Raw genomic sequence first — 19,266 nt, forward strand, 5'->3', positions numbered from 1 at the left:
AGCCCCTTCCTTCTCTACGGCTAGGCTCGTCGCCATGTCTCGCATCGACGGCCGTACCCCCGAACAGCTCCGCCCGGTCACCATCGAACGCGGCTGGAGCAAGCACGCCGAGGGCTCCGTCCTCGTCTCCTTCGGCGACACCAAGGTCCTGTGCACCGCCTCCGTCACCGAAGGAGTCCCGCGCTGGCGCAAGGGCAGCGGCGAGGGCTGGGTCACCGCCGAGTACGCCATGCTGCCCCGCGCCACCAACACCCGCGGCGACCGCGAATCCGTCCGGGGCAGGATCGGCGGCCGTACCCACGAGATCTCCCGGCTCATCGGCCGCTCCCTGCGCGCCGTCATCGACTACAAGGCGCTCGGCGAGAACACCGTCGTCCTCGACTGCGACGTCCTCCAGGCCGACGGCGGCACCCGCACGGCGGCCATCACCGGCGCCTACGTCGCACTGGCCGACGCCGTCGCCTGGGCCCAGGGCAGGAAACTGATCAAGGCCGGCCGGCAGCCGCTGACCGGAACCGTCAGCGCCGTCTCGGTCGGCATCGTCGGCGGCGTCCCCCTGCTCGACCTCCGCTACGAGGAGGACGTCCGCGCCGAGACCGACATGAACGTCGTCTGCACCGGCGACGGCCGCTTCGTCGAGGTCCAGGGCACCGCCGAGGCCGAGCCCTTCGCCCGCGACGAACTCGACGCCCTGCTCGACCTCGCCGTCCACGGCTGCACCGAACTGGCCGCCCACCAGCGCACCGCCCTGGAAGCCACCCTCGGCGAGTAAAGGGACCGCCAAGACATCCGGTCCGCGGGGGCAACCCGCACACCCTCCCCAGCGTCCTACGGACGGGCGCACGGCTCACCGCCGTGCGCCCGGTCAGCCGTACCAGGGGAGGGAACCACCATCATGGCCGCCAGCCGACGCCGACGCCGCGGCGTCATCACCACCTTCGCCGCCGTGGCCGCCGCCGCGCTCACCGCCGGCCTCACCACCGGCTGCGACGCCGTGAACAAGGCCCTGGACTGCGTCCAGACCGCCGACACCATCGCCGACAGCGTCACCGACCTCCAGCAGGCCGTGGAGAACGCCGCCGACGACCCCTCGCAGCTCGACTCCTCCCTCGCCGCCATCGACAAGAACCTCGACAAGATCGGCGACAAGACCGACGACACCGACGTCAACAAGGCGGTCGACGACCTCGACAAGGCCGTCGACAACGTCCGCACGGCCGTCAGGAACGGCGACAACACACCGGACGTCGGCCCCGTCACCGACGCGGCCGGCGAACTCACCAAGGTCTGCACGTCGTAGCGGCACCCCGAACACCCGGGGGGCGATCGACGGGGCCCGGGGGAGTGCGCTCAGCGCTCCCCCCGCCCGAGCCTTCCCCGCCCCTCGCGCCGCGAGTCCCGACGCTCCAGCCGCTCCTGACGGCGCTGCTCCTTCAGCCGCAGCCGCTCGGCCCGGGTGACCTTGCGCTCCACCCCGACACCGCCCCAGAACGCGAGACCGCCGACGACCACCCGGGGCGCCCCCGGCTCCACCCGCTCGTCACCCCGGGGATGGTCGAAGCCGCCCATCACACCGATCCCGCGCACGACGACCTCGACGCCCGGCGGCACGATCACCTGCACCCCGCCCATGATCGCCACACAGTTGATCTCGACCTCGCGGTCCGCGAAGTCCGCCTCCCGCAGATCGATCTCGCCGCCGCCCCAGAAGGCGAAGCACGTGAACCGCTTCGGCACCGTCCAGCGGCCCTTGCGCTGGAAACCCGACATCACGGCGACCGCCCCCGTCGACGACCCCTCGCCCCCGACGATCCGCCCCGCCCAACCCCCGCGTTCCACCGGCTCCTTGGTGAAGGACACCGGACCCGGCGCCACCGCGCCGGACGCCGGCAGATCACGGGTCAGCGGCGCCAGCTCACCGTACGTACGCGCCGTGTACGCCGCCTCCAGCCGCTCCTCGAACTCCGCCATGTCCAGCCGGCCCTCGGCCACGGCGTCCCGCAGAACCTCGGCCACCCGCTCACGGTCGGCGTCGGACGCCCTCAGATCCGGGACTGCGTCGTCGGTCATGGCAGCAGCCTACGAGACCGCCTTCTCCGCGTACATCTTCGCGATGACCGCCTCGATGTCCGGCTCCCGCACCGACAGGTCCACCAGCGGGTACCGGGCCGCCAGCTCCGCGACCACCGCGGCCGCCGACCGCCCCGCCGGGAACGCCAGCCACTGCCGCGGCCCTTCCACCCGCACCACCCGCGCCGACGCCACCTCCACCGGCGGCGACTCCCGCTCCAGGTCCACCACCAGCGTCCGCTCGCCCTCCCCCACCTCGTGCAGCCCCGCGAGCGCACCGTCGTACACCAGCCGCCCGTGGTCGATCACCATCACCCGCGAACACAACTGCTCGATGTCCTGCAGATCGTGCGTGGTCAACAGCACCGTCGTGCCCCGCTCCGCGTTCAACTCACGCAGAAAGCCCCGCACCTTCGCCTTCGACACGACGTCCAGGCCGATCGTCGGCTCGTCCAGGTACAGCACCTCCGGATCGTGCAGCAGCGCCGCGGCGATGTCCCCCCGCATCCGCTGCCCCAGCGACAACTGCCGCACCGGCACGTCCAACAGCGAACCCAGCTCCAGCAGTTCCACCAGACGGTCCAGGTTCTCCCGGTAACGGGCGTCCGGAATCCGGTACATCCGGTGCGCCAGCCGGTACGAGTCGATCAGCGGCAGGTCCCACCACAGCGTCGTCCGCTGCCCGAACACCACCCCGATCCGGTGCGCCAGCCGCCCCCGCTCCCGCGACGGATCGATCCCCGCCACCCGCAACCGCCCCGCGCTCGGCGTCAGGATCCCGGTCAGCATCTTCACCGTCGTCGACTTCCCCGCGCCGTTCGGCCCGATGTACCCCACCATCTCCCCACGTGCCACCGAGAACGAGATCGAGTCCACCGCACGCACCGCACGCCGCTCCCGCCTGAGGAACCCCGCCTTCCTGCGCACCTCGAAGACCTTCTCCACACCCTCCAGCACGATGAAGCCGTCCCCGCACCCCATCGAGTCACCGTCCGCCATCCGTCAGCTCCCCGTGCTCCGATACGAACGAAGTCCCGCCCGCCAGGCCAGCCCCGCCAGCGCACAGCACCCCACCGCCACCAGCGGAGGCGCGAACGCCGCCCACCCGGGCAACCCCAGCGGGTACGGCCGCCCCAGCACATACGTCGCCGGCACCCAGTTGACGAAGGCCAGCGGCAGGACGAACGTCACCCCGCGCACCAGCTCCTTGCCGAACACCGACGGCGGATACTGCAACAGCGTCGTACCTCCGTAGGTGAAGGCGTTCTGCACCTCCGCGGCGTCCTGCACCAGGAACTGGAACGCCGCCCCCGCCACGAACACCGCGCAGAAGATCCCGCAGCCGCTCACCACCATCACCGGCATCAGCAGCACCTTCGCCGGCGTCCACGCCACATCCAGCCGGGACACCGCCCAGCCCAGCACCAGCGCCCCCTGCGTCACCCGCCCCAGCCGCCGAAGCGCGAACTGGTCGGCCGCCACCAGCGCCAGCACCGGCGCCGGCCGCACCAGCATCGTGTCCAGCGTCCCGTCGCGCACCCGCCGCCCCAGCCGCTCCGCCGACCCCATCACCAGGTCCGCCAGCCCGAACGCCGTACCCGACAGCCCGTACAGGAACGCCACCTCCGGCAGCGACCAGCCGCCCAGCGCGTCCACCCGCGAGAACATCAGCATGATCGCCACGAAGTCGAAGAACGTCGCCGCGAAGTTCCCGAACGTCGTCATCACGAACGACGCCCGGTAGGTCATCGTCGACCGCACCCACATCCCGGCCACCAGCCGGTACGCGCGCAGCCCCGCCACCGGCCGGCCCCGCTCACCCACCCTGGACCACCACCCGCCGCGTCGCCGCCGACTGCAGCAGCCGCCCGGCACCCAGCAGCGCCACCGCCCACGCCCCCTGGAAGACGAACGTCCCCCACGGATCCGCGTCCCCCAGCAGGATCTGCGCCGGCGCCTGCAGCAGCGACGACCACGGCAGCACCCGCACCACCTCGCCCAGCGCCCCCGGGAACACGTTCAGCGGAAGCAGCATGCCCGAGCAGAAGTACCCGGCGAGCCATGAGATCTGCGACACACCCGTCCCGTCCAGCAGCCAGAACGCACTGAGCGCCAGCAGGAACCGGATCCCGAACCCGACGAGCATCGCCAGCAGCACGGCCACGAAGAACGCCACCCAGGTACCGGCGTCGCTCGGCAGGTACACCGGGAAACACAGCGCACCGAAGACGAACGGCACCAGCCCCCGCCCCAGCAACTGGAAGAACGCCCGCCCCAGATCCGCGGCCAGCCACCACAACTGCAGGTCGGCGGGCCGGTACAGGTCGATCGCCACGTCCCCCGTACGGATGCGTTCCATCAGCTCGCCCTCGACGCCCCCGCCGCCGATCGCGAGCGTCGACAAGAACGCCTGCCCCAGCCACACGTACGTCACGACCTGCGCCTGGTCCCACCCGCCCAGGTGCGGCCTCTCGTCCCACAACGCCCGGTACGAGTAGACGAGGATCAGCCCGAACACGGTGTTCGTGAACACCCCTGCCGCCGTGGCGGCCCGATACGTCGCGTACCGTCTGAATCCCCCTACCGCGACGGCCGCGTACAACCGTCCCGCGCCCACGCCAGTCGACCTCCCTGGACAACTCGACACCGAAGCGCAGGAGCCTAGTCCGACGGCCCGGCGACCGGCCACGCATTTCCCGCCCCGGAAGCGTGCCGGAATCCGGGAACGGAACGCCAGGTGCGAGAGTCTTCAATCAGGGGGCGCAGAGAGCGTACGAGGCGTACGGGAACGTACGACGCGAAACAGGAGTCCGTGCACGAGATGAGCGACGAGCCGCAGCAGCCGAACGAAGGCGTGGCACCGGACAAGCCGCTGCCGGCTGACGGGCCCGCAGGCCCCCGGAGCCGTGAAGAGACGGCCACCGAGAGGGGGAAGGGGACGCGGAAGCCCGCGCCGGCCGCCGCCGAGGGCGCGGACGCGGGTGCGGACGCGGGCGCCGAAGCGCCGGCCGCCGGCTCGGGCCGCGGGAGCGCCGGGTCCGAGGGGGCCGCGCCCAAGGGGGCCGGGGCCGCGCCGAAGGGGCCGGATGCCGGTCGGGCGCCGGCCGAGGGCACGGACGCCAGGAGGGCCGCGTCCAAGGGCGCGGGGCCCGAGGGGGCCGCACCCGGGGCCGCCGATCCGAAGAGGCCGGGCGCCAAGGGCACGTCCGGCGCGGGCGCGGACACCAGGAACACCCGGCCCGCGGGCACGGCGCCGAAGAGCTCGGGCACCAAGGAGCCGAAGGTCCAGGGCACCACTGCGCCGGCCGAGGACGCCGACGCGAAGAGGACCGGCAGCGACCGGCGGGACGGCTCCCGCGGCACGGCCACGCCGAGCCTCCCCGCCCAGGACACCCAGGGCCAGGACCGCACCACGTCCATCGCCCGGGCCCGGGCCCGCCAGGCGGCCCGCGACGCCCGTACCGACCAGCGCGGAACGACGGACGGCGACACCTCCTCCAAGACGCCCGCCGGCCCCCGCACGGCCGTCGGCGGCGCATCCGCCCCGGGTGCCGCGGCCAAGCGCCCCGCCGAGGCCGACGACGCCCAGTCGGCCGAGAGCACCCAGGTACTCCGGCGCATCCCGCCGGCCGAGGACGGCAAGGACGGCAAGGGCGGCGACGGCACCAAGGCCTCCCCGTCCGGCAAGGCGGCCGGCGACACCCGCGCGCCCGAGACCACGCAGGTCCTCCGGCGCGTCGCCGCACCCCGCAAGGGCGAGCCCGACGGCCCCCGCGACGCGACCGCGGCCTCCCCCGCGGCACCGGCCGGCACCGGCGGCCGTACCCCCCGCACCCCCGGCCCCCGTACGGGAGCCCAGAACCGGACCACAGGAGCAGCCGGAGCAGCCCGAGCCGCCGGTGCGGGAGCCGCCGGCGCGAGCGCCGTCGGCAGCCCCGGCGCCGCCCGGGCAGCCCGAGCCGCACGCGCGGCCGGCGCCGCCGGCGCGGGCGCCACCGCCGCCCAGGCCTCCCCCGCGGGAGCCGCCGCCACCGCAGCCCGCACCACCGCCCCCGGAACCAGCACCGACCCCGACGAGGAGACGACCGCCCTCGCCGCCTCCGACGGCACCGCCCTCGACGGCAAGAAGGGCAAGAAGCCCAAGCGCCCCAAGCGCACCGGCTGGCGGCGCCTGATCCCCACCTGGCGCATGGTGCTCGGCACCTTCGTGACCTGCATCCTGCTGATCGTCGGCCTGTTCGTCCTCGGCTACTCCCTGGTCAAGATCCCGCCGGCCAACGCCCTCGCCACCAAGCAGAGCAACGTCTACCTCTACGCCGACGGCTCCCAGCTCGCCCGCGACACCCGCGACAGCCAGGTCAACCGCGAGAACGTCAGCCTCGCCCAGATCTCCAAGGCCGCCCAGCACGCCGTACTGGCCGCCGAGGACCGCGACTTCTACTCCGAGTCCGCCGTCGACCCCAAGGCCATGATCCGCGCCGGCTGGAACACCGTCACCGGCAAGGGCAAGCAGTCCGGCTCGACGATCACCCAGCAGTACGTCAAGAACTACTACCTCGGCCAGGAACAGACGGTCACCCGCAAGGCCAGGGAATTCTTCATCTCCATCAAGCTCGACCAGCAGAAGACCAAGGACGAGATCCTCGAGGGCTACCTCAACACCAGCTTCTTCGGCCGCAGCGCCTACGGCATCCAGGCCGCCGCCCAGGCCTACTACGGCAAGGACGCCGCCGACCTCGACCCCGCCCGCGCCGCCTACCTCGCCGCCCTCGTCAACGCGCCCAGCGAGTACGACGTCATCGCCCACCCCGAGAACAAGAAGGCCGCCCTCGCCCGCTGGAACTACGTCCTCGACGGCATGGTCACCAAGGGCTGGCTCAGCAAGTCCGAACGCACCGGCCTGAAGTTCCCCATGCCCAAGGAACAGACGATCTCCGCCGGCCTCTCCGGCCAGCGCGGCTACCTCGTCGACGCCGTCCGGCACTACCTGATCGCCAACGACATCGTCACCGCCGACCAGCTCCAGGCCGGCGGCTACCGCATCACCACCACCATCCAGAAGGACAAGCAGAACGCCTTCGTCAAGGCCGTCGACGACCAGCTGATCTCCAAGCTCGACAAGAAGAACCGCAAGGCCGACACGTACGTCCGCGCCGGCGGCGCCTCCGTCGACCCCAAGACCGGCAAGGTCGTCGCCATGTACGGCGGCATCGACTACGTCAAGCAGTACACCAACGGCGCGACCCGCGGTGACTACCAGGTCGGCTCCACCTTCAAGCCGTTCGTGTTCACCTCCGCCGTGGAGAACAACTCCACCACCCAGGACGGCCGCCTCGTCACCCCGAACACCGTCTACGACGGCACCAGCCAGCGCCCCATCCAGGGCTGGAGCGGCGGCCCCTACGCCCCCTCCAACGAGGACGAGAGGTCCTACGGCGAGATCACCGTCCGCAAGGCCACCGACCTGTCGGTGAACGCCGTGTACGCCCAGATGGCCGTCGACGTCGGCCCCGCCAAGGTCAAGCAGACCGCCGTCGACCTCGGCGTCCCCGCCGCCACCCCCGACCTCAAGCCCTACCCCTCCATCGCCCTCGGCACCGCCACCGCCAGCGTCCTGGACATGGCCGAGGCCTACGCCACCCTCGCCAACCACGGCAAGCACGGCACCTACACGATGGTCGAGAAGGTCACCAAGAACGGCACCCAGCCGATCGAGCTGCCCCACCAGCCCGTCAAGCAGGCCGTCAGCCGCGAAGCGGCCGACACCACCACCACCGTCCTGCAGAGCGTCGTCGACAACGGCACCGCCGTCGCCGCACAGGCCGCCGGCCGCCCGGCGGCCGGCAAGACCGGCACCGCCGAGGAGGACAAGGCCGCCTGGTTCGCCGGCTACACCCCCGACCTCGCCACCGTCGTCTCCGTGATGGGCCAGGACCCCGTCACCGCCAAGCAGAAGCCGCTCTACTACGCCCTCGGCCAGCCCCGCATGAACGGCGGCGGCCCGCCCACCCAGATCTGGGCCCAGTACACGCGCGACGCGCTCAAGGGCAAGCCGGCCACCGACTTCGACCTCGAACTCCAGCAGGGCGCCGACCAGACCCAGGAACCGCCCACCTCCACCGGCACGGCCGAGCCCGACACCGGCGGCCAGGACGACGGCGGCACCACCGGCACGCCCACCGACGGCGGCCCCACGGCCACCCCCACCGACGGCGGCACCACCGGCACGCCCACCGACGGCGGTCCCACCACCGACGGCGGAACCACCACCACGGGCGGCGACACCACCGGAGGCGCCACCACCACCGGCGGCGACACGACCGGAGGCGCCACCACCGACGGCGGCGGCACGGCCACGGGCGGCGACGCCACCGGAGGCGGGACGACGACCGGCGGCGACATCGGCGGTGGCCCCGACACCGGAGGCGGCACCGCCACCGGAGGCCCCGGAGGCCCCCAGCTGACCGGCCGGCGTCAGTGACCGCCGGTCGCCTTCAGCCCCACGACGGCGACCAGCAGCAGACACACGAAGAACACCCGGGCGGCGGTGACCGGCTCACCCAGCACCACCATGCCGAGCACCGCCGCACCGGCCGCACCGATACCCACCCACACGCCGTACGCGGTACCGATGGGCAGGGACCTCGCGGCGTACGACAACAACGCCATGCTCGCGACGATGCCAACCCCGGTGAACACACTCGGAACGAGCCGGGTGAACCCGTGGCTGTACTTCATCCCGACCGACCAGCCCACTTCCAGCAGACCGGCGACGACCAGCGCGACCCAGGCCACGGCGAACCTCCAAGACGAACGACGACCGATGTCCACTCAGCCGCGTCGTCTTTGCCTTGACCCGGTACGGCGCGTCTCGTCGGGTTCGCCCCCGAACATAGCAAAGAGACGACAAAGAGGGCCGGTGACCGTGGTCACCGGCCCTCTCCGACGTTCGGACGCAGGACGATCTACTGAAAACCGGGAAGCATCACAGGTACAGACCCGTGGAGTCCTCCGACCCCTCGAACCGGTCCGCCGCGACGGCGTGCAGATCACGCTCCCGCATCAGCACGTACGCCACACCACGCACCTCGACCTCCGCCCGGTCCTCCGGATCGAACAGAACCCGGTCACCCGGCTCCACGGTCCGCACGTTCTGACCGACCGCGACGACCTCGGCCCACGCCAGCCGCCGCCCGACCGCCGCGGTGGCGGGAATCAGGATGCCCCCGCCCGACCGCCGCTCGCCCTCACCCGTCTCCTGCTTGACCAGCACCCGGTCATGCAGCATCCGAATGGGCAGCTTGTCGTGATGAGGGGTGCTGTGCTCGTTTCTCTTGGCGCTCACACCCTGAACCTACCTGTCCTGGACCCGTCCGTACCCGACCGGGTCAGCGCCCACGCCGCCGGACCCCGAGAGCGAGCAGCCCCACGACCCCCACGGCCACCAGCGCGACCGGCACGACCCGCTCCAGCCGCAGCGCGCCGTCCTCGTCCACGAACTGCGCCCGCACCTCGGTCACCGCGCGGTTGACCTGCACGTACGCCCGCCCGACCGTGTGATCGACCTGCGCGACCACCTTCGCCTTCGCGTCCCCCACGATCGTCTTCGGGTGGACGCGTACCCCGATCTCGTCGAGCGTCTCGGCCAGCACTTCACGGCGGCGCCTGATGTCCGCCTCGATCTGCGCCGGGGTTCTCGTGTCCGACGTCTCCGCCACCGTACGGCCTCCGAAATCTCCTGATGCTGTTCCGGACAGTCTGTCAGCACATCGCCGCGCCGCGCCGCAAGGCCCCCCGGTTACGCTGGCCCGATGAGCGAGCGACTCCAGCCGGGGGACGTGGCCCCCGCCTTCACCCTCCCCGACGCCGACGGCAACGAGGTCTCCCTGGCGGACCACAAGGGCCGCAAGGTCATCGTCTACTTCTACCCCGCCGCCCTGACCCCAGGCTGCACCAAGCAGGCCTGCGACTTCACCGACAACCTGGAGGTCCTGGCCTCCGCCGGCTACGACGTCATCGGCATCTCCCCGGACGCCCCCGAGAAGCTGGCGAAGTTCCGCGAGAAGGAGTCCCTCAAGGTCACCCTCCTCGCCGACCCCGACAAGCGGGTCACCGAGGCCTACGCCGCCTACGGCGAGAAGAAGAACTACGGCAAGACCTACCTGGGCGTCATCCGCTCCACGATCGTCGTCGACGAGGAGGGCAAGGTCTCCCACGCCCTCTACAACGTCCGCGCCACGGGCCACGTAGCCAAGATCATCAAGGACCTGGGCATCTGAGCCCGCACCCCGCCGACGGCCCGCACCGGAACCTCCCGGCGCGGGCCGTTCCCTTTCCGGGCGTGACTGTCCGATAACCGGTTCGTTACTCCGTACGAGCCGCGAACGCGCGGGGACCCGAGGTGCGGCACGGAGCCGGTGTGGCGAGACCGGCCGCTCCCGCTGGAGGTCGACCACATCGACGGCAACCGGCGCGACAACCGGATCGAGAACCTACGGCTCCTCTGCCCCAACTGCCACTCCACGACCGACAATTACCGTGGGCGCGGCAAGGCCCGCACGGGAGGGCGTGCCGCATGAACGCGCCCGAGGAACTGCGTGCGGCGATTGCCGAGTCGATCTCCATCGCCGAGACGCTGCGGCGCCTCGGGCGCCCGGACCCCGGCACCCAGCGTGCCCTTCTGCGCCGGTGGGTGGCCGAGGAGGGGATCTCGACCGGGCACTTCCTGGGTCAGGCGCATCAGCGAGGCAGAACACACGTGGACCGCACGAGGTCCGCCGAGCACATCCTGGTCCGGCACGATGGCCGACGCCGGACGCGGACGCATCTTCTGCGCCGAGCGCTTTCCGAGGTCGGCGTACCGGAGCGATGTGCCGAGTGCGGCGTCGGGGCGGAATGGCTCGGCGAGCCGATGACGCTGGAGATCGACCACGTCAACGGTGACTGGAGCGACGACCGGCGGGAGAACCTGCGGCTGCTCTGCCCGAACTGCCACGCGATCACCAGCACCTGGTGCAGAGGAGGCGGACGACGTACCACTCTGCCCAGCACCGCGTGACCGGTACCATGGCCGTGCACGCGGCCGTGTTGTAACTGGCAGCCAAGCGGCGCTTAGAACGCCGTGGGAGAAATCCCGTGTGGGTTCGAGTCCCACCGGCCGCACGCGTGGAGGGCCGTCCGGAAGGACGGCCCTTCTTCATGTCTCAGCCCAGCAGTTCCCGCACCACCGGTACCAGGGCCCGGAACGCCTTGCCCCGGTGGCTGATCGCGTTCTTCTCGGCCGGGGTCAGTTCGGCGCAGGTGCGGGTCTGGCCGTCGGGCTGGAGGATCGGGTCGTAGCCGAAGCCGTTCGTGCCCGCGGGGGCGTGGCGCAGGGTGCCCGTGAGCCGGCCCTCGACCACTCGTTCCGTGCCGTCCGGCAGGGCCAGGGCCGCCGCGCAGGCGAAGTGGGCGCCGCGGTGTTCCTCCGCGATGTCGGAGAGCTGGGCGAGCAGCAGGTCGAGGTTGGCCTGGTCGTCGCCGTGGCGGCCGGCCCAGCGGGCGGAGAGGATGCCGGGGGCGCCGCCGAGGACGTCGACGCAGAGGCCGGAGTCGTCGGCGACGGCGGGGATGCCGGTTGCCTGGGCCAGGGCGTGGGCCTTGAGCAGGGCGTTCTCGGCGAAGGTGACGCCGGTTTCCTTGACGTCGGGGATGTCGGGGTAGGCGTCGGCGCCGATGAGTTCGTGGGGCAGGCCTGCTTCGGCGAGGATCGCCCTGAGTTCGGTGATCTTTCCGGTGTTGCGGGTGGCGAGGATCAGGCGGGTCATGCCCGCCAGTATTCCTCGCCGGGTGGTGGTGGTTCCGTGCGGCCCGCTACAGCTCGGCCTGGCCGGCGCCTTCGAGGGTGGTGAGGTCGAAGGTCTCGGCCATCTTGGCGAAGCCGAGGTCGCTGGGGTGCAGGTGGTCGCCGGAGTCGTACTCGGGGCGCAGGCGGCGGGGGGCGTAGGGGTCGCGGAGTGCCTTGTCGAAGTCGACGACGGTGTCGTAGACCTGGCCGGCACGGATCTGGGCGTTGACCTGCTGGCGTACGGCTTCGCGGGCGGGGGTGGCACCGCGGTGGCCTTCGAAGGGCATGAGGGTGGCGCCGACGACCTTGAGTCCGTGGGCGTGGGCCTGGCGGACGAGGGTGCGCAGGCCCGCGGTGATGCGGTCGGGGTCGGCGAGCCTGGGGTTGCGGAGGATGTCGTTGATGCCGAGGTCTATGACGACGGCTTTGGCGTTGGTGCGGGAGAGGGCGTCGCGGCCGAAGCGGTCGAGGCCGCTGGGGTTCTCGGCGGGGCGGCCGAGGCCGTCGGCGAGGACCTGGTTGCCGCTGATGCCTTCGTTGACGACGCTGTAGCGCGGCAGTTGGCGTCCGCTGCCGAGTGCGGTGCGGAGGCGGTCGGCGAGGACGTCGGGCCAGCGGTGGTTGGCGCCGATGGTGGAGGTGACGCCGTCGGTGATGGAGTCGCCGAAGACGACGACGGTGCCGTCGGCTTCGTGGCTGAGGACGTCCAGGCCCGTCAGGTACCGCCAGTAGGTGGTCTGTTGGGTGTAGGGGATGCCGGTGGCGTCCTCGGTGCGGTCACCGTTGGCGGCGTAGGAGAGCTGGCGTGCGTGGCGGTGGTAGGTGACGGGGCCGGAGGGGGTGGGGGAGTAGGTGGTGACGAGGACGTCGCTGCCGTGGGGGAGGGCGATGCGTACGGCGTCGCTGACGATCTGTCGGCCGGCCGGGATGACGGCGGTGGTGCTGCCGTTGAAGGTGAGGCGTCGCATGGTCGCCGGGTCGGCGGCGGGGGTGTTGTCGCCGGCGGCGAGGGCGAGGGAGGCGTGGGTGATGGTGAGGGCGGTCTGTCCGTAGAGGTTGGACAGGGTGATGCGGGCGGCGGTGCCGCCGGTGTCGGCGTGGACGACGTTGCGGACGGACTGGCCTGCCATGCCGCGTGCTTCGGTGCCGGGTTCGCCGCCGACGGGGGCGGTGGCCCAGGAGCCGACCCAGGTGCCGGTGGAGGCGGGGGCGGCGGCGGAGTCGCGGTGGGGGCGGTTGTCGGCGAAGGTGGTGCGGTCGGTGCCGTCGTCGGCCGCCACGGTGAGGTATATGGCGGTGGACAGTGCGACGACGAGTGCGACGAGTGCACCGAGTACGGTGCCGTGCTTCGCGGGTGCCGTGGTTTCCGGCTGCTCCGCTGCGGGCCCCGCGGCCCCGTCATGACGCTTGGTCACGCTGTTGTCGTTCTCCTCGGGAGATGGGAGCCCGGGGCTCCGATCCGTTGCACCCATGATGAGGCATGGGTGGGGGATGTCTGACAGGGCCCTGCCCAGGACTCCCGTCCGCTCAGACGCGGGGACCGCCCGTTCCGTTCCGGAATCCGGTCGGGAAGGGACAATTGTGTTCGGGATCACCGAGCGGGTGGAGCTGATGGAACCTACGGAGACGGATACACAGGCGTCGGGCACCGGGGTGCGGGCGGCGTCGTACCGGACGATGACGGCGTTCACCCCGGCGGACGAGGAGCGCCGGGCCGGGGTGCGGCGCATGAAGCTGACGGCGACCGGGCTGTTGTTGTTCGTGGCGTTGGTCTACGTGCTGGCGAAGCTGGCGTCGCACGAGGGTGCGGGGGCGTGGGCGGAGTACGTGGCCGCGGCGGCGGAGGCGGGCATGGTGGGCGCGCTCGCGGACTGGTTCGCGGTGACGGCGTTGTTCCGGCATCCGCTGGGTCTGCCGATTCCGCACACGGCGATCATTCCGACGAAGAAGGACCAGTTGGGTGTGTCGCTGGGGGAGTTCGTGGGGGAGAACTTCCTGTCGGAGGACGTGGTGCGGCAGCGGCTGCGGGCGGTGGGCATCGGCAGCAGGCTGGGCGCGTGGCTGGCGGAGCCGGAGCACGCGGAGCGGGTGACGGCGGAGCTGGCGACTGCGTTGCGGGGCGCGCTGACGGTGTTGCGGGACTCGGACGTGCAGGCGGTGGTCGGTGAGGCGATCACGCGGCGGGCGAACGCCCAGGAGATCGCGCCGGGGCTCGGCAAGATGCTGGAGAAGGTGGTCGCGGACGGGGGTCACCGGCGGGCGGTGGATCTGGTGGTGGGCCGCGCGCACGACTGGCTGGTGCTGCACCGGGCGGATGTGATGGTGGCCGTGGAGGGGGGTGCGCCGGGCTGGACGCCGCGGTTCGTGGACCGGAAGGTGGGCGAGCGGGTCTACAAGGAGTTGCTGCGGTTCGTGACGGAGATGCGGGACATGCCGTCGCATCCGGCGCGTGGGGCGCTGGACCGGTTCCTGACGGACTTCGCCTCCGATCTGCAGTCCGACTCGGAGGTGCGGGCGCGGGTGGAGCGGCTGAAGGGTGAGGTGCTGGGCCGGGGCGAGGTGCAGGACCTGATCGTGTCGGTGTGGACGGCGGTGCGGTCGATGATCGTGGCGGCGGCGGAGGACGAGCGCAGTGAGCTGCGGTCGCGGGTGCGGGCGGCGTTGCTGTCGCTGGGCGCGCGGATGGCGTCGGAGCCGAAGGTGCAGGGGAAGGTCGACAGCTGGGTGCAGGGTGCGGCGGTGCACGTGGTGACGACGTACCGCGGTGAGATCACCTCCCTGATCACGGACACGGTGGCGGGCTGGGACGCCGAGCACACGACGCGGAAGATCGAGGCGCACATCGGCCGTGACCTGCAGTTCATCCGGATCAATGGCACGGTGGTGGGTTCGCTGGCGGGTCTGGTGATCTTCGCGGTGTCGCGGGGTGTGGGGGCCTGACCGGCCTATTCGGCCGAGCCGGGGGCACCCGGTCTCCCGTCCTCAGGACGAGGAGGGAGTCCATGACCACAGCTGAGGCCGCGAGCGGCCGGACCATCACCACTGACATTCCCGCCCGGCTCGACCGGCTGCCCTGGTCGCGCTGGCACTGGACGATCGTGATCGGGTTGGGGACCGTGTGGATCCTCGACGGCCTGGAGGTCACGGTCGTCGGGAACATCGCGAGCCGGTTGTCGGAGCCCGGCAGCGGCCTGGCCATCAGTTCCGGGCAGATCACCGGTGTCGCGGCGGCGCTGTACGTGGCGGGCGCGTGCCTGGGCGCGCTGTTCTGGGGCCGGCTGACGGACCGCTTCGGCCGCAAGAAGCTGTTCATGATCACCCTGGCGGTGTATCTGGCGGCTACGGCTCTGACGGCGGTGTCGTGGGAGGCCTGGTGGTTCTTCCTGTTCCGGTTCCTGACGGGTTTCGGCATCGGCGGTGAGTACGCGGCGATCAACTCCGCGATCGACGAGCTGATCCCGGCGGACTACCGCGGCCGGGTCGATCTGATGATCAACGGCAGCTTCTGGCTGGGTGCGGTGGGCGGTTCGCTGCTGTCGATCGTGGCGCTCGACACCGACCTGCTGGCGGCGAACGTGGGCTGGCGGCTGACGTTCGCGCTGGGCGCCTTCCTCGCGCTGGTGATCCTGCTGGTGCGGCGGCACGTTCCGGAGAGCCCGCGCTGGCTGCTGATCCACGGCAGGGACGGTGAGGCGGAGGAGATCGTCGCCGGTATCGAGCGGAAGGTCGAGGCGGAGCGGGGCGAGTCGCTTCCGGCGCCGCACGGTGAGCTGGAGATCCACCAGCGCAAGAGCGTGGGCTTCATGGAGATCGCGCGCACGGTGTTCGGCCGGTACCGCAGGCGCGCGGTGCTCGGTTTCTCCCTGTTCATCGGCCAGGCGTTCCTGTACAACGCGATCACCTTCGGTTTCGGCGCGATCCTGACCAAGTTCTTCGACGTGCCGGCCGATCACACGGGCTACTACTTCGCGGTGATCGCGGTCGGCAACTTCTGCGGTCCGCTGCTGCTGGGCAAGCTGTTCGACACGGTGGGACGCCGGGTGATGATCTCCTCGACGTACCTGCTGTCGGGTGTGCTGCTGTTCGGGACGGCCTGGCTGTTCGACCGTGGTTCGCTGAGCGCGGGCACGCTGACGGCCTGCTGGTGCGCGGTGCTGTTCTTCGCTTCGGCGGGTGCCTCCAGCGCGTACCTGACGGTGTCGGAGATCTTCCCGATGGAGACGCGGGCGATGTCCATCGCCTTCTTCTACGCCCTCGGCACGGCGGCCGGCGGTATCAGCGGGCCGCTGCTGTTCGCCGATCTCACGGGCACGGGCAAGGTGGGCGACACGGTGCTGGCGTTCTCGATCGGTGCGGCGCTGATGTGCGTGGCGGGTCTGGTGGCGGCGGTGCTCGCGGTGCCGGCGGAGCGCCGGTCGCTGGAGGACATCGCCCGCCCGCTGACGGCGGCGGCGAGCCGGGCGAAGGCGGCGGCGCGGCCGGGCCGGGCGTCGGGCGGGAGGCAGGGCACGCCGGGCCCGCGGGGCCCGCAGGGTCCGGCGGCTCCGCCGGCGGCGAGCAGGCCCTGACGGATCCCTGACGGGCCTCGGGCGGGTCCGGTCGCGTGCCGGTCGGGCCGCGTGCCGGTCGGACCGGGCCGGTGATCAGGCCCCGGTGGTCGATCCGGGGCGGACGATCATCAGCACGGTGACGGTGGCCCACAGCAGGTTGAACAGTCCGGTGTACATCGCGAGCCGCGCGGTGTGCCGGACTGTTCCGCTGTTCTCCCCGAGGGCGCCCGCTGCACGGGGGCTCTCGGGGAGCGCGCCCTCGACGAGCGTGCTCTGGGCGGGCAGTACGAGGGCGGCGAGGACGAGGCCGGCGGCGGCCGTCAGCGCGATGGACACGATCAGCCAGGCGCTGCCCAGGACGCCCATCTGACCGGCGGTGGCGAACCCGAAGACCGGGACGACGACGCCGACGACGGCGTACACCCGGCAGATGCGGTGCAGCAGCCGGAGCGTCCCGGCCGCTTCGGCGTCGCCCGGCGCGGCGAGGGCCCGGCGCGCGGCGGGCGGGAACATGCTCGCGGCGACGGTGACGGGCCCGACGGCGACGATCGCGGCGATGACGTGGACGGCGAGGAGGAACTTGGTCACGCCGGTGACGGTAGGGGCCGCGGGGATCTTGCAGAAGTGGCGCGATTGCCAGGGTCCGACGGATTCTCGCCAGCGAGCGTGTGGGTGCTGGATGCGGTCACTTGCCGGGTGAGGTGCTGGTGAGGGCCGGCCGGCGAGCGCCGCGCGCCATCACCCGGCCGTGATCCGCCGTTGCCCTGATCCGTCGTAGCCCTACGATCTGGCCATGCACACCGTGGCCGTACTGGCGCTGGACGGCGTCATCCCGTTCGACCTCTCCGTCCCCGTGGACGCCTTCGGCTGGGCGCGGCTGCCGGACGGCCGGGCGCCGTACCGGGTGCGGGTGTGTTCGGTGCGGGAGGAGGTGAGCGCGGGCGCCTTCACGGTGCGGGCGCCGTACGGCCTCGACGCGCTCGCGGAGGCGGACACGATCATCCTGCCCGGGGTGGCGGACCCGCCGGAGGTGCTGCCCCCGGGCGTCGCGGAGGCCCTGTGCGCGGCGGCGGCGAACGGTACGCGGATCGCCTCGATCTGCGTGGGCGCGTTCCTGTTCGCGGCGACGGGCCTGCTGGACGGCCTGCGGGCGACGACCCACTGGATCGCGGCGGCGGACCTGGCCGAGCGCCATCCGGAGGTGACCGTCGACCCCAACGTGCTCTACGTCGACAACGGCCAGTTCCTCACCTCGGCGGGCGCGGCGGCGGCGATGGACGTGTGCCTGCACATGATCCGCAGGGACTTCGGCTCGGCGGTCGCCGCGCACGCGGCGCGGATGTCGGTGATGCCGCTGGAACGGGAGGGAGGGCAGGCCCAGTTCATCGTGCACGACCTGCCTCCCGCGCCGGCCGGCGCGGCCCTGGAGCCGCTGCTGCGCTGGCTGGAGGACCACTGCGACCGCGACCTGACCCTGGAGGAGATCGCCGTGCGGGCGGGCGTGAGCACCCGCACCCTCAACCGCCGCTTCCGGGAACAGGCCGGTACGACGCCGTTGCAGTGGCTGCACCGGGCGCGGGTGCGGCGCGCGCAGTACCTGCTGGAGACGACGGCCCACACGGTGGACCGCATCGCCGTGCAGGCCGGCTTCGGCTCGCCCACGGCGTTCCGGGAGCGTTTCCGGAGGGTGGTGGGCACGAGCCCGCAGGCGTACCGGAGGGCGTTCCGGGCGGGGGTGTAGGTGCTGCTGCCGGGGCGAGGGCTGCTCAGGCGCTCTTGCGGTCGGCGACGGCCCAGGAGGCGAGGGCGACGGCGCCGGCGACGCCGAACACGGAGGGCCAGGCGCCGACCTTCTTGGCCAGCGGGTGGGATCCGGCGAACGCGGCGACGTAGGCGGCGGTGAGCGCGCTCGCGGCCCTGCCGCCCGCCTGTCTGCGCCACTGCTGCGCGGCGGCGGCGCCCGCTACGGCGAGGACCGCGCCGCCGAGCTGCCGCTTCTTCGTCCAGCGGGCGACGCCGTAGCCGCCGACGAGACCGGTGGCGGCGACGACCGCGCTGGGAACCCTGCTGGCCATGAGTGCCTCCTCAGTGAGGTACCTGCGATGACGTCATCCAGTCGACGACTCGATGACGACATCCAGTTCGTACGCCTTCCGAGGCTAACCACACGGCAGGAGCATCACTCAACCTGAGTCCGGGCTTGTCAACTTTCCGGCGGAGGGCTATATAAGAAGCAGTAGGGCATCGCACCCCGGTTCCTGAGGAGAGGAGTGACCCGTGATGCTCATGCGTACCGACCCGTTCCGCGAATTCGACCGACTCGCGCAGCAGGTCCTGGGCAGCACCGCCCGGCCGTCCGCCATGCCGATGGACGCCTACCGTTCAGGGGACGACTTCCTCGTCCACTTCGACCTCCCGGGCATCGACCCGGAGACGATCGAGCTGGACGTCGAGCGCAACGTCCTCAACATCCGCGCCGAACGCCGCAGCCCCGCCCCCGAGGACGCCGAGCTGCTGGTCGCCGAGCGGCCGACGGGCACCTTCACCCGCCAGCTCTTCCTCGGCGAGACCCTCGACACGGACCGCATCGACGCGTCGTACGAGGCCGGGGTCCTGACCCTGCGCATCCCGGTGGCCGAACAGGCCAAGCCGCGCCGTATCGAGATCAGCGGCGGCACCGGCGACCGCAAGCAGCTCAGCGGCTGACGGCACCGCCGCCGACCAGCTGCCTGCTCATCCCTGATCACAGCCACGCGTCCCGTGGCCCGAGCGGGGCCCGGGACGCCGCGGCGCGCTCGCGGCACAGCGACGAATGTGACC

General features: G+C 71.9%; 20 protein-coding genes, 1 tRNA gene, 1 pseudogene and 1 riboswitch. Of the genes and pseudogenes, 11 read left to right on the forward strand and 11 right to left on the reverse strand.

Annotated elements, in window-relative coordinates; all coding sequences use genetic code 11:
* Nucleotides 1–34 precede the first annotated feature (34 nt).
* Nucleotides 35–772: a ribonuclease PH gene (rph, locus tag IE177_RS04705; protein ID WP_190013458.1), complete on the forward strand. Its 738-nt coding sequence runs from the start codon at nucleotides 35–37 to the stop codon at nucleotides 770–772.
* A gap of 123 nt (nucleotides 773–895) precedes the next feature.
* Nucleotides 896–1,300, forward strand: coding sequence for a prefoldin domain-containing protein (locus tag IE177_RS04710; RefSeq protein ID WP_190013459.1), 405 nt, complete (start codon nucleotides 896–898; stop codon nucleotides 1,298–1,300).
* Nucleotides 1,301–1,350: 50 nt separating this feature from the next.
* On the opposite strand, the gene IE177_RS04715 is transcribed toward IE177_RS04710, so the two are convergent.
* The 4 genes from IE177_RS04715 to IE177_RS04730 are packed head-to-tail and all read right to left on the reverse strand — an operon-like array spanning nucleotide 1,351 to nucleotide 4,687.
* Entirely contained in the window at nucleotides 1,351–2,070 is a 720-nt protein-coding gene (locus IE177_RS04715) for a DUF1707 SHOCT-like domain-containing protein (RefSeq protein WP_190013460.1), read from the reverse strand.
* Between the two features lie 9 nt (nucleotides 2,071–2,079).
* Nucleotides 2,080–3,069, reverse strand: a complete 990-nt coding sequence (locus IE177_RS04720; protein ID WP_190013461.1) for an ABC transporter ATP-binding protein — start codon at nucleotides 3,067–3,069, stop codon at nucleotides 2,080–2,082.
* A gap of 3 nt (nucleotides 3,070–3,072) precedes the next feature.
* Nucleotides 3,073–3,837 (reverse strand): ABC transporter permease, encoded by a 765-nt coding sequence (locus tag IE177_RS04725; protein ID WP_229815932.1) that lies wholly within the window; start codon nucleotides 3,835–3,837, stop codon nucleotides 3,073–3,075.
* A gap of 49 nt (nucleotides 3,838–3,886) precedes the next feature.
* Complete coding sequence (locus IE177_RS04730) at nucleotides 3,887–4,687, reverse strand: ABC transporter permease (RefSeq protein ID WP_190013462.1); 801 nt, start codon at nucleotides 4,685–4,687, stop codon at nucleotides 3,887–3,889.
* A 1,002-nt stretch (nucleotides 4,688–5,689) separates the two neighbouring features.
* On the opposite strand from IE177_RS04730, the gene IE177_RS04735 reads away from it, so the two are divergent.
* The gene (locus tag IE177_RS04735) at nucleotides 5,690–8,551 is read left to right on the forward strand and encodes a transglycosylase domain-containing protein (protein WP_373305043.1); all 2,862 of its coding nucleotides are present in this window, start codon (nucleotides 5,690–5,692) and stop codon (nucleotides 8,549–8,551) included.
* Here the strand turns inward: IE177_RS04735 and sugE are convergent.
* The 3 genes from sugE to IE177_RS04750 all read right to left on the reverse strand — a co-directional run bounded on the left by sugE (nucleotide 8,545) and on the right by IE177_RS04750 (nucleotide 9,788).
* Complete coding sequence (sugE, locus tag IE177_RS04740; RefSeq protein WP_190013463.1) at nucleotides 8,545–8,865, reverse strand: quaternary ammonium compound efflux SMR transporter SugE; 321 nt, start codon at nucleotides 8,863–8,865, stop codon at nucleotides 8,545–8,547. The two genes, IE177_RS04735 and sugE, sit on opposite strands and share 7 nt — an antisense overlap.
* Before the next feature lie 39 nt (nucleotides 8,866–8,904).
* A riboswitch (guanidine-III (ykkC-III) riboswitch) is annotated at nucleotides 8,905–8,967 on the reverse strand.
* An 88-nt stretch (nucleotides 8,968–9,055) separates the two neighbouring features.
* Nucleotides 9,056–9,415, reverse strand: coding sequence for a GroES family chaperonin (locus IE177_RS04745; RefSeq protein ID WP_190013464.1), 360 nt, complete (start codon nucleotides 9,413–9,415; stop codon nucleotides 9,056–9,058).
* Between the two features lie 43 nt (nucleotides 9,416–9,458).
* Nucleotides 9,459–9,788 carry a DUF3618 domain-containing protein gene (locus IE177_RS04750; protein WP_190013465.1) on the reverse strand — a complete coding sequence of 110 codons (330 nt, stop codon included), beginning with the start codon at nucleotides 9,786–9,788 and terminating at the stop codon, nucleotides 9,459–9,461.
* Nucleotides 9,789–9,881: 93 nt separating this feature from the next.
* Between IE177_RS04750 and bcp the strand changes: the two genes are divergently transcribed.
* The 4 genes and pseudogenes from bcp (at nucleotide 9,882) to IE177_RS04770 (ending at nucleotide 11,232) form a co-directional block, all read left to right on the forward strand.
* Entirely contained in the window at nucleotides 9,882–10,349 is a 468-nt protein-coding gene (gene bcp, locus IE177_RS04755) for a thioredoxin-dependent thiol peroxidase (protein WP_190013466.1), read from the forward strand.
* A 123-nt stretch (nucleotides 10,350–10,472) separates the two neighbouring features.
* Nucleotides 10,473–10,649, forward strand: a pseudogene (locus IE177_RS04760) (HNH endonuclease); the annotation flags it as partial.
* The gene (locus IE177_RS04765) at nucleotides 10,646–11,128 is read left to right on the forward strand and encodes an HNH endonuclease (RefSeq protein WP_190013467.1); all 483 of its coding nucleotides are present in this window, start codon (nucleotides 10,646–10,648) and stop codon (nucleotides 11,126–11,128) included. The pseudogene IE177_RS04760 and the gene IE177_RS04765, both read left to right, overlap by 4 nt.
* Nucleotides 11,129–11,148: 20 nt before the next feature.
* A tRNA-Leu gene (locus tag IE177_RS04770) sits at nucleotides 11,149–11,232 on the forward strand.
* 41 nt (nucleotides 11,233–11,273) lie between these two features.
* Here IE177_RS04770 and rdgB read toward each other — a convergent pair.
* Together rdgB and IE177_RS04780 are read right to left on the reverse strand one after the other, a co-directional pair.
* Nucleotides 11,274–11,876 (reverse strand): RdgB/HAM1 family non-canonical purine NTP pyrophosphatase, encoded by a 603-nt coding sequence (gene rdgB, locus IE177_RS04775; protein WP_190013468.1) that lies wholly within the window; start codon nucleotides 11,874–11,876, stop codon nucleotides 11,274–11,276.
* A 46-nt stretch (nucleotides 11,877–11,922) separates the two neighbouring features.
* The gene (locus IE177_RS04780) at nucleotides 11,923–13,311 is read right to left on the reverse strand and encodes an SGNH/GDSL hydrolase family protein (protein ID WP_373305023.1); all 1,389 of its coding nucleotides are present in this window, start codon (nucleotides 13,309–13,311) and stop codon (nucleotides 11,923–11,925) included.
* A 166-nt stretch (nucleotides 13,312–13,477) separates the two neighbouring features.
* On the opposite strand from IE177_RS04780, the gene IE177_RS04785 reads away from it, so the two are divergent.
* Both IE177_RS04785 and IE177_RS04790 read left to right on the forward strand, forming a co-directional pair.
* Nucleotides 13,478–14,836, forward strand: coding sequence for a DUF445 domain-containing protein (locus tag IE177_RS04785; RefSeq protein ID WP_190013470.1), 1,359 nt, complete (start codon nucleotides 13,478–13,480; stop codon nucleotides 14,834–14,836).
* 62 nt (nucleotides 14,837–14,898) lie between these two features.
* Entirely contained in the window at nucleotides 14,899–16,464 is a 1,566-nt protein-coding gene (locus tag IE177_RS04790) for an MFS transporter (RefSeq protein WP_190013471.1), read from the forward strand.
* A 75-nt stretch (nucleotides 16,465–16,539) separates the two neighbouring features.
* Here IE177_RS04790 and IE177_RS04795 read toward each other — a convergent pair whose 3' ends face one another.
* Complete coding sequence (locus IE177_RS04795; protein ID WP_190013472.1) at nucleotides 16,540–17,034, reverse strand: DUF2269 family protein; 495 nt, start codon at nucleotides 17,032–17,034, stop codon at nucleotides 16,540–16,542.
* 205 nt (nucleotides 17,035–17,239) lie between these two features.
* On the opposite strand from IE177_RS04795, the gene IE177_RS04800 reads away from it, so the two are divergent.
* A complete protein-coding gene (locus tag IE177_RS04800; RefSeq protein ID WP_190013473.1) occupies nucleotides 17,240–18,187 on the forward strand; it encodes a GlxA family transcriptional regulator in 948 nt (315 codons plus the stop codon).
* A gap of 25 nt (nucleotides 18,188–18,212) precedes the next feature.
* On the opposite strand, the gene IE177_RS04805 is transcribed toward IE177_RS04800, so the two are convergent.
* The gene (locus IE177_RS04805; protein WP_190013474.1) at nucleotides 18,213–18,521 is read right to left on the reverse strand and encodes a hypothetical protein; all 309 of its coding nucleotides are present in this window, start codon (nucleotides 18,519–18,521) and stop codon (nucleotides 18,213–18,215) included.
* A 205-nt stretch (nucleotides 18,522–18,726) separates the two neighbouring features.
* On the opposite strand from IE177_RS04805, the gene IE177_RS04810 reads away from it, so the two are divergent.
* Entirely contained in the window at nucleotides 18,727–19,152 is a 426-nt protein-coding gene (locus IE177_RS04810) for an Hsp20/alpha crystallin family protein (RefSeq protein ID WP_190013475.1), read from the forward strand.
* Nucleotides 19,153–19,266 lie beyond the last annotated feature (114 nt).

Origin of the sequence: Streptomyces lucensis JCM 4490 (genome assembly GCF_014650035.1) — a bacterium.
In the GTDB taxonomy this organism is placed as follows: Bacteria; Actinomycetota; Actinomycetes; order Streptomycetales; family Streptomycetaceae; genus Streptomyces; species Streptomyces lucensis.

Bases quoted from the DNA above. Each gene is read 5' to 3' on its own strand.
- bcp (WP_190013466.1), top strand. From the start codon at position 9,882: ATGAGCGAGCGACTCCAGCCGGGGGACGTGGCCCCCGCCTTCACCCTC.
- IE177_RS04725 (WP_229815932.1), bottom strand. From the start codon at position 3,837: ATGTGGGTGCGGTCGACGATGACCTACCGGGCGTCGTTCGTGATGACG.
- IE177_RS04790 (WP_190013471.1), top strand. From the start codon at position 14,899: ATGACCACAGCTGAGGCCGCGAGCGGCCGGACCATCACCACTGACATT.
- rdgB (WP_190013468.1), bottom strand. From the start codon at position 11,876: ATGACCCGCCTGATCCTCGCCACCCGCAACACCGGAAAGATCACCGAA.
- IE177_RS04720 (WP_190013461.1), bottom strand. From the start codon at position 3,069: ATGGCGGACGGTGACTCGATGGGGTGCGGGGACGGCTTCATCGTGCTG.
- IE177_RS04810 (WP_190013475.1), top strand. From the start codon at position 18,727: ATGCTCATGCGTACCGACCCGTTCCGCGAATTCGACCGACTCGCGCAG.
- IE177_RS04715 (WP_190013460.1), bottom strand. From the start codon at position 2,070: ATGACCGACGACGCAGTCCCGGATCTGAGGGCGTCCGACGCCGACCGT.
- IE177_RS04805 (WP_190013474.1), bottom strand. From the start codon at position 18,521: ATGGCCAGCAGGGTTCCCAGCGCGGTCGTCGCCGCCACCGGTCTCGTC.
- rph (WP_190013458.1), top strand. From the start codon at position 35: ATGTCTCGCATCGACGGCCGTACCCCCGAACAGCTCCGCCCGGTCACC.
- IE177_RS04710 (WP_190013459.1), top strand. From the start codon at position 896: ATGGCCGCCAGCCGACGCCGACGCCGCGGCGTCATCACCACCTTCGCC.
- IE177_RS04800 (WP_190013473.1), top strand. From the start codon at position 17,240: ATGCACACCGTGGCCGTACTGGCGCTGGACGGCGTCATCCCGTTCGAC.
- IE177_RS04765 (WP_190013467.1), top strand. From the start codon at position 10,646: ATGAACGCGCCCGAGGAACTGCGTGCGGCGATTGCCGAGTCGATCTCC.